We start from the raw sequence: 12,868 nt of genomic DNA on the forward strand, positions 1-12,868 counted from the left end.
GGTCATGAGCGAGCAGGACAGCGCAGCGGAGCCAGCAGGCAGCGACGCCACCGAGCAGGTGGTCGTGGTGGGTCCCGACGGGCAACCGGTCGGGACCATTCCGGCAGCACTGCTGCAGCAGGCGGAGGAGGAGAGCAGCGAGGCGGACGAGGACGACGAGGCCCGCAACATCACCGATCTCGTCGAGCAACCGGCGAAGGTGATGCGGATCGGCAGCATGATCCGCCAGCTCCTCGAGGAGGTGAAGGCGGCACCGCTGGACGAGGCGAGCCGGACCCGCCTGCGAGACATCCATCGAGCCTCGATCAAGGAGCTCGAGACGGGGCTGGCGCCCGAGCTCGTCGAGGAGTTGGAGCGCCTCTCGCTGCCCTTCACCGACGACTCCACCCCGAGCGACAGCGAGCTGCGGATCGCCCAGGCCCAGTTGGTCGGGTGGCTTGAGGGCCTCTTCCATGGCATCCAGACCGCGATCTACGCCCAGCAGGTCGCCGCCCGCGCCCAGCTTGAGCAGATGCGGCGCGCCCTCCCACCAGGAGTGATGGGACAGCCCGAGCCGCCCACGCCTCCGGGCACACCGACGGCCTCGCACGGCCAGGGCAGCGGCGGGATGTACCTGTAGCGAAGGTCAGGCTCGGCGGCGGAACAGCACCAGGCCGAGCAGACCGATCAGGGTGACGGCGGCGCCGGGGGCGATCAGGCGGCTCAGCGGAGTGACCGCGGCTGGGTGCTCGTCGGTGAAGGCCAGTGGATCTCGCGCGGGCTGGGTGGGCTGCATCGTGGTGCCCTGGCCCAACTCGGCCTCGACCTTGGCCATCTTCGCGTCGGTGGCTCGGCCGGCGCCGCCGCAGACGTTGCCGACGAACCTGGCGCCGCCGCCCGTCACGAAGAACAGCCAGGTCTGGTCGGTCGGGATGTTGCCGAAACCGCACGCGGCCGACTGGGCCGAGCGGATCAACACTCTGGCCCGGGTGACCTTGCCCTGGAAGACCCGGTCGACCTCGGCGGTGTAGAGCCGGACCTGCTTCGCCTTCTTGCCTTCACCATGCGTCCGGGACGACGACGTCACCACGCGGGCAGTGAAGACCGCATCGGCCTCCTTGGCCAACCGATCGATGCGTTTGCCTCCCGGGCAGGTGCACCGATCCGCCCCCGGCGCGGCCGAGGCCGTCGGCGCGGTGGCAACGGCGCCCAGGCCCGCGACCACCAGGCCCGCCCCGAGCAGGCTGACGACGGTCAGGGCACGCGCCCATGCCCGCGCCGTCGCGCGCAGGACAGGTGCACCCAGAGCCGTCACGACTGACACCCTACGGCCCCCGCCCGCAGCAGCCCTCCGCTCGACGAGCGCCACCGGTCAGCGGTCCCAGGTCTCGAGCCCGAACAACGCGGCCAGCGTCTCCGCGACCCCGTCCTGGTCGTTGGCGGGCGCGACCGCATCCGCGCAGGCCTGCACGCTCGGGTGGCCGTTGGCCATGGCGTACGACGTCCCTGCCCACGACAGCATCGAGATGTCGTTCGGCATGTCGCCGAACGCCACCACGTCGGCTGCCCTCAGACCGAGGTCCTCGGCAACGTGTGCCAGGGTGGTCGCCTTGGTGACGCCGGGCGGCCCGATCTCGACGAGCCCGGGGATGGTCCAGGTCACCGTCCCCCGATCACCCACCGCCGCGACCGTGCCCTCCAACAAGAGCCTCGGGTCGGCCTCGGGTGCGCGCACCATCACCTTGACGGCCGGCTCGGTCCACAGCTCCGACAGCTCCGCGACGGGGCTGCCGGGTGGGACGGAGTGCGGCTCGTGGAAGCGGGGATCGCGCTTGATGCCCGAGACACACTCGAGGGCGAAGGTGGCGCCGGGCACCGCCGAGCCGATGTCAGCGGTGAGCGCCAAGCCTTCGGGGGCTTCGATGCCGGTCACGTCGAGGACGCGACGCGCGTGGGCGTCGTACACGACGGCGCCGTTGGAGACGATGCCGCGCCCGACTCGGCCGGTGAGCGGCCACAGCTCGTCCATCCAGCGCAGGGGACGCGCCGTGACCAGCACGATCGCCACACCGCGCTCGTCCAGGGCCGCGAGCACGTCACGGGTGCGTCGAGTCACCGACCCGTCGGGGGCGACGAGGGTGCCGTCGAGATCGGTGGCGACCAGCCGTGGCGTCCGCGAAGCCGGCGCCACGGTCATCGGCCGGATCCGAACCAGCGGTTCAGCTCGACGGCCGCGCCGTCGTCGTAGACCGACGCGGTGACGGCGGCGGCGGTCTCGCGGACCACCTCGATCGCCTGCCCCATCGCGACGCCGCGACCTGCCCACGCCAGCATCTCCAGGTCATTGCGACCGTCACCGATCGCGAGCACATCCTCGGCGGCGATGCCCAGCTCGGCCGCCACCCGCTCCAGCCCGGACGCCTTCGAGACTCCTACCGGGGCCAGGTCCAGCCAAGCGGTGATCCCCACGATGTAGTCGGTGCCGTGCAACCCGAGCCGCTCGGCCAGCTCGATGAACTCCTCGACGGTGGCGTCGGGGTCGCGGATGATCACGCGGCTGACCTCCTCGGCGACCAGGTCGGCCACCTCGGCGATGATCATCTCGCCGGTCAACTCGCCGTCGGGGAACGGTCGGTTGAGGCGATAGCCGATGCCCCACTCCTCCACTGCGACCAGGGCCTTGGGGTGCTCCGTCAGCACCGCCGTGACCGCCGGTGCTGCGTCGAAGGTCTCCTCGTAGATCAGCTCCACGGGCGGATAGCGGAAGACGGTAGCGCCGTTGGAGGCCACCACCCAGAGCCGGTCCTCCCCGTCCTTCGGCAGGTCGAGCAGGTCGGCGACGGGGGTCATCCCATGCGCCGACCGCCCGCTCGCCAGCACGATGTGCGCTCCGGCGGCCGCGGCGCGGTGCACGGCGTCGTACACCGCCGGAGAGATCTCCTCCTGGGTCGCGCCGCTGGCCACCCAGCGCAGCAGCGTGCCGTCGATGTCCAGCGCGACGAGCTTGGGCCGCCAGTCGTCGGCCTGGATCTGCTCAGCCACCGATCACCGGCTCCAAGACATCGGCGCCCAGCCAGGGTCGCAGCGCCTGGGGGACACGCACGGAGCCGTCGGCCTGCTGGTGCGTCTCCAAGACCGCGACAATCGCGCGCGTCATGGCGCACAGCGTGCCGTTGAGGGTCGCGATCGGGCCGATCGAACCGTCCTGGCGGCGACAACGAGTGTCCAGGCGACGCGTCTGGAAGTCGGTGCAGTTGGACGTGGACGTGAGCTCGCGATACTTGCCCTGGGTGGGGATCCAGGCCTCGCAGTCGAACTTCCGTTGTGCCGACAGGCCCAGGTCCCCGGCGGCGACGTCGATGACGCGATAGGCCAGCTCCAGCTTGTCGAGGAACTCCTTCTCCCACGCGAGCAGCCGCTCGTGCTCGGCGAAGGACTCCTCGAGGGTCGAGTAGACGAACATCTCCACCTTGTCGAACCAGTGCACCCGGATGATGCCCTTGGTGTCCTTGCCATGCGACCCGGCCTCCTTGCGGAAGCATGGGCTGAAGGCCGCATAGCGCAGCGGCAGGCTCGCCACGTCGAGGATCTCGTCGCAGTGGTAGGCCGCCATCGGCACCTCCGAGGTGCCCACCAGGTAGAGCTCCTCACCCTCGATCCGGTAGACGTCGTCGGCGGCCTGACCCAGGAAGCCGGTGCCATCCATCGCCCGAGGCTTGACCAGCGACGGAGCGATCACCTGAGTGAATCCCGCTTCACGGGCCTGCTGCATAGCCAGGTTGATCAACGCCAACTCAAGCTGAGCACCGACCCCGGTCAGGAAGTAGAACCGCGACCCGGACACCTTGGCGCCGCGGTCGAGGTCGATGGCGCCCAGCATCCGGCCGAGCTCGATGTGGTCGCGCGGCTCGAAACCCTCGGCCGCGAAGTCGCGCGGGGTCCCGATCGTCTCCAGCACCGTGAAGTCCTCTTCACCACCGGCCGGCGCCTCGTCGGCGGCGACGTTGGGGATCGCCATCAGCGCCGCGCGCCACTCCGCCTCGGCGGCGGTCTGCCGACCCTCGGCCTCCTTGACCTCGGCGGAGAGTGTCTTGGTCCGGGCGAGAAGGGCGGCCTTCTCGTCTCCCTGCGCCCGAGCCACCTGCTTGCCCATCGTCTTCTGCTCGGCGCGCAGCACTTCGTACGACGCGATCGCCGCGCGTCGCTGCTCGTCCGCGGAGAGTGCCCGCTCCACCACGTCACCAGAAAGACCGCGCTTGGCCTGAGCGGCGCGCACGCGGTCGGGATGTTCTCGGAGCAGACGTGGATCGATCATGCCTTCAGGCTATCGGCCAGTCGTCGGTGCCAGCACCGGCGTTTCGCGCACGACCCGCGGCGAACCCAGCGACGGTGGGGGTGGGGCGGCATACTGCCCTCATGCTCGACCGACCCCGCGCCATGCTGTTCACGTGGGCGGGCATCTGCCTCGGGCTGTTCCTCGTCTTGGCGCTGCTGATCTCGAACGGCGTCGGCGTGGTCTCCTCGATCGACGAGCTCGGCCGATCCGCCAGCGACTGGGCCCGCGACGTCCGCGGTCTCGACCAGGTGCTGCTGGTGGTGGAGTTCTGCTTCGACACCTTGATGATGGCGATCTACACCGCGCTGCTCGCCGGCGCGCTGTCGATCAAGCACCATGTGCGCGCTGCCGTCTTCGTGGTCGCGGTGATGGCCGTCGATGGTGTCGCCAACGCACTGCTCAAGCAGCTCTGGGGCGTCGACCGGCCCGAGTGGCAGCACACGGTCCGGGCGCTCCACACCCATGCCTACCCTTCCGGTCACACCTCGGGCGTGGTCGCCTTCGCCGGCGTCGTCTCGGTGGTGACGCTGATGCTGGTGCGCCGCCGCGGACTGCGCCGCATCGTCTACGGCGTGGCGATCCTCGTGGTCCTCGTGGTGATGGCCGACCGGATCCTGCTCGGCCGGCACTACCCGAGCGACCTGGTCGGCGGGGCTCTCCTGGGCGCGGGGATCGTGCTGCTGGGGCTGGCGTCGTACAGCCCCCTGCCGCGCAGCCACGCCGTCTCGGCCGAACGGCTGACCGACGCCGTGCCGTCGGACCGCAACGTCGCCGTCGTGGTCAACCCGGTCAAGGTCGAGGACCTCGCCGCGATGCGCACCATCGTCGCCACGATGGCCGCCGAGGCCGGCTGGGCCGAGCCGCTCTGGTATCAGACCACGATCGAGGACCCCGGCACCGGCATGGCGCACGACGCCGCCCTGGGCGGCGCGGACCTGGTGCTGGTCTGCGGCGGCGACGGCACCGTGCGGGAGGTCTGCGCCGAGCTCGCCGGCACCGGCATCCCGGTCGGGATCATCCCGGCAGGCACCGGCAACCTGCTGGCCCGCAACCTAGACATCCCCCTCTTCTTGCGAGCCGCGGTCGATGTGGCCTTCAGCGGCCAGGACCGCGCCATCGACCTGGCCGCCGTGAGCGGTGACGGGTTCGAGGAGACCCACTTCATGGTGATGGCCGGCATGGGCTTCGACGCCGCGATGATGGAGGGCGTCAACGAGGAGGTCAAGAAGAAGGTCGGCTGGCTGGCCTATGTGCTCTCCGGGGTCAAGGCACTGATGTTCCCGGCCGCCGCCGTCGACATCTCGGTCGACGGCAGCGAGTTCACCCGGCACCGCGCCCGCACCGTGGTGGTCGGCAACGTGGGCTTCCTGCAGGCCGGGATGCCGCTGCTCCCCGACGCCCGCATCGACGACGGGCTGCTCGATGTCGTGGTGCTGCACCCCAAGCGATTCTTGTCGTGGATCCCGTTGGCCGTCCGCGTGCTCGCCCGTCAGCGCCGCACCGACGAGTTGGTCAACCGGATGACCGGCCGCACCGTCACCCTGCGCGCCCACAGCGACACCCCTCGCCAGCTCGACGGCGACTCCATCGGCGCCGGTCGCGAGCTGCAGCTGGAGTGTCTGCCCGGCCGGGTCCTGGTCCGGGTGCCCCGCTGATCCTTCCTCCGGCTCAGTTGGGGGCCGGGCGAGCCAGGGCGATCGACCGCTCCTCCTCTGGGGAGAGCGGTTGCTCGCTGAACCAGGAGCCGACCGCCTTGGCATAGCTGCGACCACCGCTGCGGCCGTGGATCGAGGTGAGCACGACGCCGTCGCCGGAGTCGTCGAGCAGGGCGACCGACCAGGACTGGTGCCCGCCGACGTCGGGGAAGGCGTCGTAGCGCACCACGGACAGATGCCGCAGCGCTCTGTGGCCCTCCGCTTGCAGCGCCGCGACCTCGCGCCGCAGCGCCAACACATCGCCCGGCGCCTGTTCACCGATCTCATCGGCACCGCGGTGTGAGGTACGCCGCCAGGCCATCGCCGCGAGGCCCCCAGCGGCGACGGCCAGCACCAGGTTCAAGACGAGCCACCAGATCATGACCCGAGGGTAGAAGGCTCGGCACGCGAGTCGACGAGGGCGCGCAGTCGGCCCGGGTGGTCGAGCGTGGGAAACTGTCCGGGTGAGTCAGCGACGCATCGCCTACCAGGGCGAACCGGGGGCCAACTCCCATCTGGTGTGCAAGCAGCACTACCCGGACATGGAAGCGGTGCCGTGCGCCTCGTTCGAGGACGTCTTCTCGGTCGTCGAGGGCAACGAGGCCGACCTGGCGCTGATCCCGATCGACAACTCGATCGCAGGTCGGGTCAGCGACATCCATCACTTCTTGCCGACCACGACCCTGCACATCATCGCCGAGCACTTCTTGCGCATCCAGTTCGCCCTGATGGCGCTGCCCGGCGCCGACCTGGACTCGATCAAGACCGTGCACAGCCACGTGCACGCACTTGGCCAGTGCCGCAAGGTGATCCGTGAGCTCCAGCTCCGCCCCGTCATCGCCGGCGACACGGCCGGGGCCGCACGGGAGGTCTCGGAGACCGGTGATCTTTCCCTGGCCGCGTTGGCTCCTCCGTTGGCAGCCGACACCTACGGACTGCAGATCCTGCGAGACGACGTGGAGGACGAGGACCACAACACCACGCGGTTCGTCGTCCTCTCCCGAGCGTTGGTGCAGGCGCCGCGGGGGGACGGGCCGGTGGTGACGTCGTTCATCTTCAACGTGCGCAACCTCCCCGCCGCGCTCTACAAGGCGCTCGGCGGCTTCGCCACCAACGGCGTGAACATGACCAAGCTGGAGAGCTACATGGTCGGCGGCCATTTCGCGGCGACCCAGTTCCTCGCCGAGGTCGACGGTCACCCCGACGACCCGGGCCTGAAGCGGGCCCTGGAGGAGCTGCGCTTCTTCACCACCGACGTGAAGATCCTCGGCGTCTACCCTGCCGACCCGGGCCGCCGCAGCTGATGGACGCGCGCCTGTGGTCCACCCGGCGGCTTCGGCTGACGAGGGCTGCCTGATGGACCTCACGATCATCGCGCTGACCTTCATGGCCATTGCCGTCGTCGAGCTGCCCGACAAGACGTTCTTGGCGACGCTCGTGCTGTCGACCCGCTATCGGCCACTATTCGTCTGGATCGGCGTCGGGCTCGCCTTCGTCGTCCAGACCACCGTCGCAGTCGCCGTCGGCAAGGCGGTGGCGCTGCTGCCGACGACACCGGTGCGGCTGCTCGCGATGGCGATGTTCCTGGTCGGCGCGGTGCTGCTCTTTCGCGAGGGGCGCAGCCACCAGACCGACTCGGGGGAGGAGTACGCCGACGCGGCCGGCGATGTGCACGGTGCCCGCGTCATCCTCGCGTCGTTCCTGGTGCTCTTCGCCGCGGAGTGGGGCGACCTCTCCCAACTGCTGACCTTGACCCTGGTCGCGAAGTACGACGACCCGGTCAGCGTCTTCATCGGCGCCGTGGGCGCACTGTTGGCGGTCAGCGGGTTGGCTGTCGTAGTCGGCAAGACGCTGCTCCGCTTCGTGCAGCTGCACGTGCTGCACTACGTCGGGGCGGTGGTCTGCCTGCTGATGGCGGCCCTGACGGCGTACGAGACGTTCGGCTGAGCCCCAGCCACTGTCAGCCTGGCAACCACGACACGTGCGGCGCCAGCAGCGCGTAGCCGACGAAGGCGCCGACGTCGAGGAGCGTGTGGGCCACGATCAGGGGGGTGACCCGGCCCCAGCGCGCGTAGAGCCACCCGAAGAGCAGGCCCATCACCAGGTTGCCGGTGAAGCCGCCCCAGCCCTGATAGAGGTGGTAGGAGCCGCGGAGCACCGCGGCAAGGCCGATCGCGACGGGTAGTCGCATCCCCAGCTGGCGGAGGCGGAGCTGGACGAAGCCGAGGACGACGCACTCTTCCAAGAAGGCGTTCTCCAGCGCCCAGCCGACCAGGATGGGGATCTTCCACCAGGCTGACGGCAGCGCCTCCGGCACTACGGTCAAGTTGATCCCGAGCGCATGGGTGAACAGGTAGAACGCGATCCCGGTGCTCCCCACCACCGCAGCGACGATGGCGCCGCGGCCCAGGTCGGCGGCCACCAGCCGACCCGACACCCGGCGGCCGACCGCGCCGAACCAGACCACGGCGGGGCGCACACCTGATCGCACCAGCAGGTAGGCCGCCAGCAGCACCGGCACCAGCCCGAATCCGATGCCGAGCAGCTGGTAGAGCAGGTCGAACCACTCCCGGCCGGGTGCCAGACTCTGGTTCATCACCGCCGTGCTCGACGAGAGCCTGCCGGGTTCGGTGGCGACCTCGATCAGGTTGACCAGGGCATAGACGCCGGAGCGGCCCAAAGAGAGCGCCAGCACGAGCCCGATCTCCACCCAGATGAGCCGACGGGTCAGTGGTGCGCTGGGCGTGGCAGTGGGTCCAGCCTGGATCTCGGACACGCGGTCACTGTGCCACCTGGGGCCAAGGCAGACCATCTGGAGTCGCACCCGTTCTGCCCGCTATAGTCTTGTAGACAACTCGACTTAATTCATTATTGGAGGCGTGATGTCCAGGCCGCCAGCACCCGACTTCCTCATCGCAGGAGCACCCAAGGCCGGCACGACCGCCCTGCACACGGCGCTCGCCCAGCATCCCGAGGTGTTCGTCTCCCGGCCCAAGGAGCCGAAGTTCTGGCTCTGCGACGGCGCACCTCCTCCCGCCTGGCGCGGGCCGGGGGACGCGCACTCCCAGCAGGAGTGGATCTGGCGTGCCGAGGAATACGCCGCCCTCTTCGCCGATGCGCCCCGGCGCGCGGTCAGGGGTGAGGCGACGCCGTTCTACCTGTGGAGCACCGGCGCCCACCTCCGCATCGCCGAACACCTGCCCGAGGTGCGCATCATCGTCGTGGTGCGCGACCCGATCGATCGCGCGTACTCCAACTGGATGCACCTGTGGTGCGACGGACTGGAACCGGTGGCCGACTTCGAGCTGGCCTTCGCCCTCGAGCAGCAGCGCATCGACGCGGGCTGGGCACCGTTCTGGCGATATCGGGAGCTGGGCCGCTACGGCGGGCAGTTGGCGCATCTGCACTCGTGCGTCGACCCCGACCGGATCCTGATGCTGCGCTATCGCGAGCTCGTCGACACTCCGGTCGAGGCGGTGGATCGAGCCTGCCGCTTCCTGGGCATCGCCACCGGCCAGGTCGAAGCGATCCCGCGCGACAACACCCGCAACTTCGTCGAGGAGGGCTGGCGCACCCGCACTCTCGGGCCGGTGGTGCGTGCCACCGCCTGGCTCGGTCAGTTCGCTCCGCCCCAGGTGTGGCGCCGCGCCAGCGCTCCGCTGATCGCCCAGTTGGGCGGCCCCGGTGAGCGCCACCGTCCGCAACTCACCGCCGAGCAGCGAGCTCGCCTGCTCCCGGCCTTCGAGGCCGACATCGCCCTGCTCTCCCGCCTCACCGGCGAGGACTTCTCCGACTGGACCTCCACCCGCAGTCGCGGCTCCTTCGAGCAGCGCCGAAGCCCCGACCTCCCCGCCCCGACCGACCCCTGGCTCGCCGGCGTCTGAGTACGTGTTCTGAGACTCGCCGCCGTCCGGGTTGCCCTGACCCAACTCCCCCGGCCCTGTAGCGGGTCGGAAACCGGTATACGGGGCACTTTGCCACCCCAAGACCGCGGCAGGCCACTAGCCGTAGACGCGCTTGATCCCGGCGGCGTAGAGGTCGGCCAGCTCGCGGGTCCGCTTGGGATCGGTCCGCAGGTCGGCGGGCAGCGGACGCCGACACTCCGCGCCGACGCAGTCGACCAGACCCGCCCAGACCTCGCGCAACTCACCGAGCACACCTTGATAGCGAGTCCAGCTCGCGACGTTCGAGAACTCCTGCGGATCGGTGGCGAGGTCGTAGAGCTCTTCACTGCCGTCGATGTAGCGGAAGTAGGCATACTGCGCCGTGCGCACCCCGATGGCATCGCGGGCGTCGTGGAACTCCGGAAGTCCCGCGTCGGGGATCCCATGGACCATCGCCTCGTAGAGCACCGGCCTGGTCCAGCCACGGTCTCCCTTCTTCAGCGTCGCCAACCGAGAGGCACCGTCGGGGGTCCGTGGCGGCGAGGCGTCAGCGATGTCGAGGATCGTGGCGGTCAGGTCGACCATGGTGACCGGATCCGTCCGGTGTTCCCGTTTCGAGATGCCCTTCCCGGCGACGATGAGAGGGATGCGCAGAGACGGCTCGTAGCCCCACCGCTTGCCCGTCAGCCAGCGATGTTCGCCGAGGAAGAAGCCGTTGTCGCTGGTCACGATCAAGACCGTGTTCCTCCACTCCCCGGCGCTCTTGAGTTGGGCCACCAACTGACCGATGCGTTTGTCCATCACATAGATGGCCTCGGCTCGCTGCCGGGTCACCTCGGTCAGCGCATCCTTCTCGACCTGCTGCAGCGGCGGGAGCTTCGCAAACGGGCTCGGCTTGTTCTTGGCGACCTGCTCCGCGCTCCCGTCGAGCGCAACACCCGGGGCCCGGGTGACGTCGTCGTCGAAGAGACCCTTGACCCAGTCCGGCCGAGCGGGCGTGGTGAGGTCGACCTGCTCGTCACCGCGCTGGAACGGCGCCGGGTCGTCCGGCTCGGCGGGTGTGCCGTCGTGCGGGGCGACGAAGTTGATGCTCAAGAAGTACGGCGCCCGCTTGGCGGCGTACTTCTTGACCAGCGCCCGGGAGAACTTCCCGATGATGTCGGTCTGATAGCGACCGCGGAACCGGCGATCGTCGATCTTGCCGTTGACGTTGAACGGCGATCGGAAGTATTGATACGTGCCGCCCTTGATCCCCTTGGCGTGAGCGCCGGCGAAGGTCGCCGCCCAGTCCGTCCAGCCGCGCGGCACATAGGTGAAGCTGCGCTCGCCGGAGACCAACGACCGGTCACGGCCATAGCCGTTGAGGTACTTCCCCACGAAGCCGGTGCGGTAGCCCGCAGCCCTCAACGCCGTCGCCAGCGAACGGGCGTCGTCAAAGGTCTGGTAGCCATACGGCCGGCGGGTGTCCATCACGCCATGGTTGTGGGGCAGCTGACCGCTGAAGAACGAGGCGCGAGCCGGACAGCACAGGGGGTAGGAGGAGAAGACGTTGTCGAAGGTCACCCCCTTGCGCGCCAAGGACCGCACGTGCGGGGCGAATCTCAGGTCGTCGTAGCGCATGTCGTCGGCCATCACCACGACGATGTTCGGGCGCTTGGACTGCGCCACGTGGCGAGGCGACTTCCTGCTGAGCCAGGTCAGCAGGTCGTCAGCGCTGCCGGGCTCGACCCGCGTGTAGCCGCGGCGCCGACTCACCGACGCGGCGTCGGCGTCGTGGGCTCCGACCGGGGCAAGAAGCAGGGTGAGCAACGACGCCACAGCGACCGAGAGCAACCCTCGGACGCTCATTGCTCTCTCACTCCTGGCAGGCTTGGTTCCGCCCGACTCGACAGCCCGAGAGTGAAAGCCCGGCTGTTGCTGACGGGGGATGCAACAACAGCCGGGCGGCTCGCAATCTACCTGCGGCCATGACCCGTGGACAACCGCCACTACCTGTGAATCCTATATGAGATTTCGGGGGCCCCTTCACGATTCAACGGATGGTGACCTGCCGGTTGGCCAGCCCCGATCTGGCCGACCGCTCCTGCGCGGTGAGAGGTGTCTCGTCGGCGAGAGCCTGCTCGAGAGCCTCGGCGAAGGCGGCCGCCGGTTCCTGGAGGGCAGCCGCGCCGGTCCCGGGAACGAGGTCCCACACCGGCGCGAGTAGGCCGTAGGCACGGAACATCCCCACCAGCCGTCCGTCGGGCACCAGCCGATCCTGACCGGCAGCGTGCAGCCGGGCGAGCGCGTCGAGCAGCGCGTCCTCGGGTTGGGGCATCACCCAGCGCAGATGCTCCTTGGCGCCGACGTCGGTCCAGTACGCCGCCCCCACGCCGGACAGGCGCCGGGTCGGGCTGGCGGCCGCGTTGGCCTGCTCGATCGCCGCCTGCAGAGCCTCGGGCACCTCGTCCAGGTCGGACACCCAGAAGTCGAAGCCGTCATGGACGGTGACCTGCCAGGGCTCGTCGAGGACCAGGTCCTGCAGCCGCGGTCCGGGCCCCGGCGGATCGGTGAGCCCGACCACGCCGGTCTCGGCGTCCAGGGCTCGCACCAGGACCGCGCCCAGGTCGCGGGCCGGGTCGCCGAAGTCGTGCTGGACCTGCAGGCCCAGCCAGATCGCACCGCTGTCTCGCACGAGTGCCGGCGCCGCACCGGGAAGGACCGAACAGAGCACGACCTGACGCTCCGAATCCTGCAGGGCCAGCGGCGCCGTGGCGGCAGGCACCAGGTCCCGCATGGCGACCAGGTCACACTCCGAGGTCAGCCCCTCGAACGGTCGTCCGACATACGGCGCCGGGCCACCTCCGGCCGCCCCGTGGCAGGCCTTGTAGCGGCGGCCCGAGCCACACGGGCATGGCTGCCGCGGACCCACCTCACCGGGTGTCGCCAGCCGAGTGCGGGTCTTCGTGCGTGAGCGCTTTCCCATGGCGCCCGAA

General features: G+C 69.7%; 13 protein-coding genes. 5 read left to right on the forward strand and 8 right to left on the reverse strand.

Annotation, left to right across the window (positions count from 1 at the left end; all coding sequences use genetic code 11):
- The first annotated feature begins 4 nt into the window (after positions 1 to 4).
- Positions 5 to 619: a bacterial proteasome activator family protein gene (locus QM714_RS12785; protein ID WP_415101148.1), complete on the forward strand. Its 615-nt coding sequence runs from the start codon at positions 5 to 7 to the stop codon at positions 617 to 619.
- 6 nt (positions 620 to 625) lie between these two features.
- On the opposite strand, the gene QM714_RS12790 is transcribed toward QM714_RS12785, so the two are convergent.
- Genes QM714_RS12790 through serS form a run of 4 tightly spaced genes read right to left on the reverse strand, consistent with a single transcriptional unit; the run spans position 626 to position 4,294 of the window.
- Positions 626 to 1,294, reverse strand: coding sequence for a hypothetical protein (locus QM714_RS12790; RefSeq protein WP_415101150.1), 669 nt, complete (start codon positions 1,292 to 1,294; stop codon positions 626 to 628).
- A gap of 57 nt (positions 1,295 to 1,351) precedes the next feature.
- The gene (locus QM714_RS12795; protein WP_415101152.1) at positions 1,352 to 2,176 is read right to left on the reverse strand and encodes an HAD family hydrolase; all 825 of its coding nucleotides are present in this window, start codon (positions 2,174 to 2,176) and stop codon (positions 1,352 to 1,354) included.
- Entirely contained in the window at positions 2,173 to 3,021 is an 849-nt protein-coding gene (locus QM714_RS12800) for an HAD family hydrolase (RefSeq protein ID WP_415101154.1), read from the reverse strand. The genes QM714_RS12795 and QM714_RS12800 overlap by 4 nt, the downstream gene beginning before the upstream one ends.
- Complete coding sequence (gene serS, locus QM714_RS12805) at positions 3,014 to 4,294, reverse strand: serine--tRNA ligase (RefSeq protein ID WP_415101156.1); 1,281 nt, start codon at positions 4,292 to 4,294, stop codon at positions 3,014 to 3,016. The genes QM714_RS12800 and serS overlap by 8 nt, the downstream gene beginning before the upstream one ends.
- A gap of 101 nt (positions 4,295 to 4,395) precedes the next feature.
- On the opposite strand from serS, the gene QM714_RS12810 reads away from it, so the two are divergent.
- The gene (locus QM714_RS12810) at positions 4,396 to 5,970 is read left to right on the forward strand and encodes a diacylglycerol kinase family protein (protein WP_415101158.1); all 1,575 of its coding nucleotides are present in this window, start codon (positions 4,396 to 4,398) and stop codon (positions 5,968 to 5,970) included.
- A gap of 13 nt (positions 5,971 to 5,983) precedes the next feature.
- On the opposite strand, the gene QM714_RS12815 is transcribed toward QM714_RS12810, so the two are convergent.
- Positions 5,984 to 6,391 carry a DUF4446 family protein gene (locus QM714_RS12815; protein ID WP_415101160.1) on the reverse strand — a complete coding sequence of 136 codons (408 nt, stop codon included), beginning with the start codon at positions 6,389 to 6,391 and terminating at the stop codon, positions 5,984 to 5,986.
- A gap of 82 nt (positions 6,392 to 6,473) precedes the next feature.
- Between QM714_RS12815 and QM714_RS12820 the strand changes: the two genes are divergently transcribed.
- Both QM714_RS12820 and QM714_RS12825 read left to right on the forward strand, forming a co-directional pair.
- Positions 6,474 to 7,313 carry a prephenate dehydratase gene (locus QM714_RS12820; protein WP_415101162.1) on the forward strand — a complete coding sequence of 280 codons (840 nt, stop codon included), beginning with the start codon at positions 6,474 to 6,476 and terminating at the stop codon, positions 7,311 to 7,313.
- Positions 7,314 to 7,365: 52 nt separating this feature from the next.
- Positions 7,366 to 7,956, forward strand: coding sequence for a TMEM165/GDT1 family protein (locus QM714_RS12825; protein WP_415101164.1), 591 nt, complete (start codon positions 7,366 to 7,368; stop codon positions 7,954 to 7,956).
- A gap of 13 nt (positions 7,957 to 7,969) precedes the next feature.
- Here QM714_RS12825 and QM714_RS12830 read toward each other — a convergent pair whose 3' ends face one another.
- Entirely contained in the window at positions 7,970 to 8,785 is an 816-nt protein-coding gene (locus QM714_RS12830; RefSeq protein WP_415101166.1) for a CPBP family intramembrane glutamic endopeptidase, read from the reverse strand.
- Positions 8,786 to 8,891: 106 nt separating this feature from the next.
- Here QM714_RS12830 and QM714_RS12835 point away from each other — a divergent pair, with 106 nt between their 5' ends.
- The gene (locus QM714_RS12835; RefSeq protein WP_415101168.1) at positions 8,892 to 9,893 is read left to right on the forward strand and encodes a sulfotransferase family protein; all 1,002 of its coding nucleotides are present in this window, start codon (positions 8,892 to 8,894) and stop codon (positions 9,891 to 9,893) included.
- A 117-nt stretch (positions 9,894 to 10,010) separates the two neighbouring features.
- Here the strand turns inward: QM714_RS12835 and QM714_RS12840 are convergent, their stop codons facing one another.
- Positions 10,011 to 11,741 (reverse strand): sulfatase, encoded by a 1,731-nt coding sequence (locus QM714_RS12840; protein ID WP_415101170.1) that lies wholly within the window; start codon positions 11,739 to 11,741, stop codon positions 10,011 to 10,013.
- A 184-nt stretch (positions 11,742 to 11,925) separates the two neighbouring features.
- Positions 11,926 to 12,858, reverse strand: a complete 933-nt coding sequence (locus QM714_RS12845; RefSeq protein ID WP_415101172.1) for a DUF5926 family protein — start codon at positions 12,856 to 12,858, stop codon at positions 11,926 to 11,928.
- Positions 12,859 to 12,868 lie beyond the last annotated feature (10 nt).

Source organism: Nocardioides sp. (assembly GCF_047602075.1).
GTDB lineage: Bacteria > Actinomycetota > Actinomycetes > Propionibacteriales > Nocardioidaceae > Nocardioides.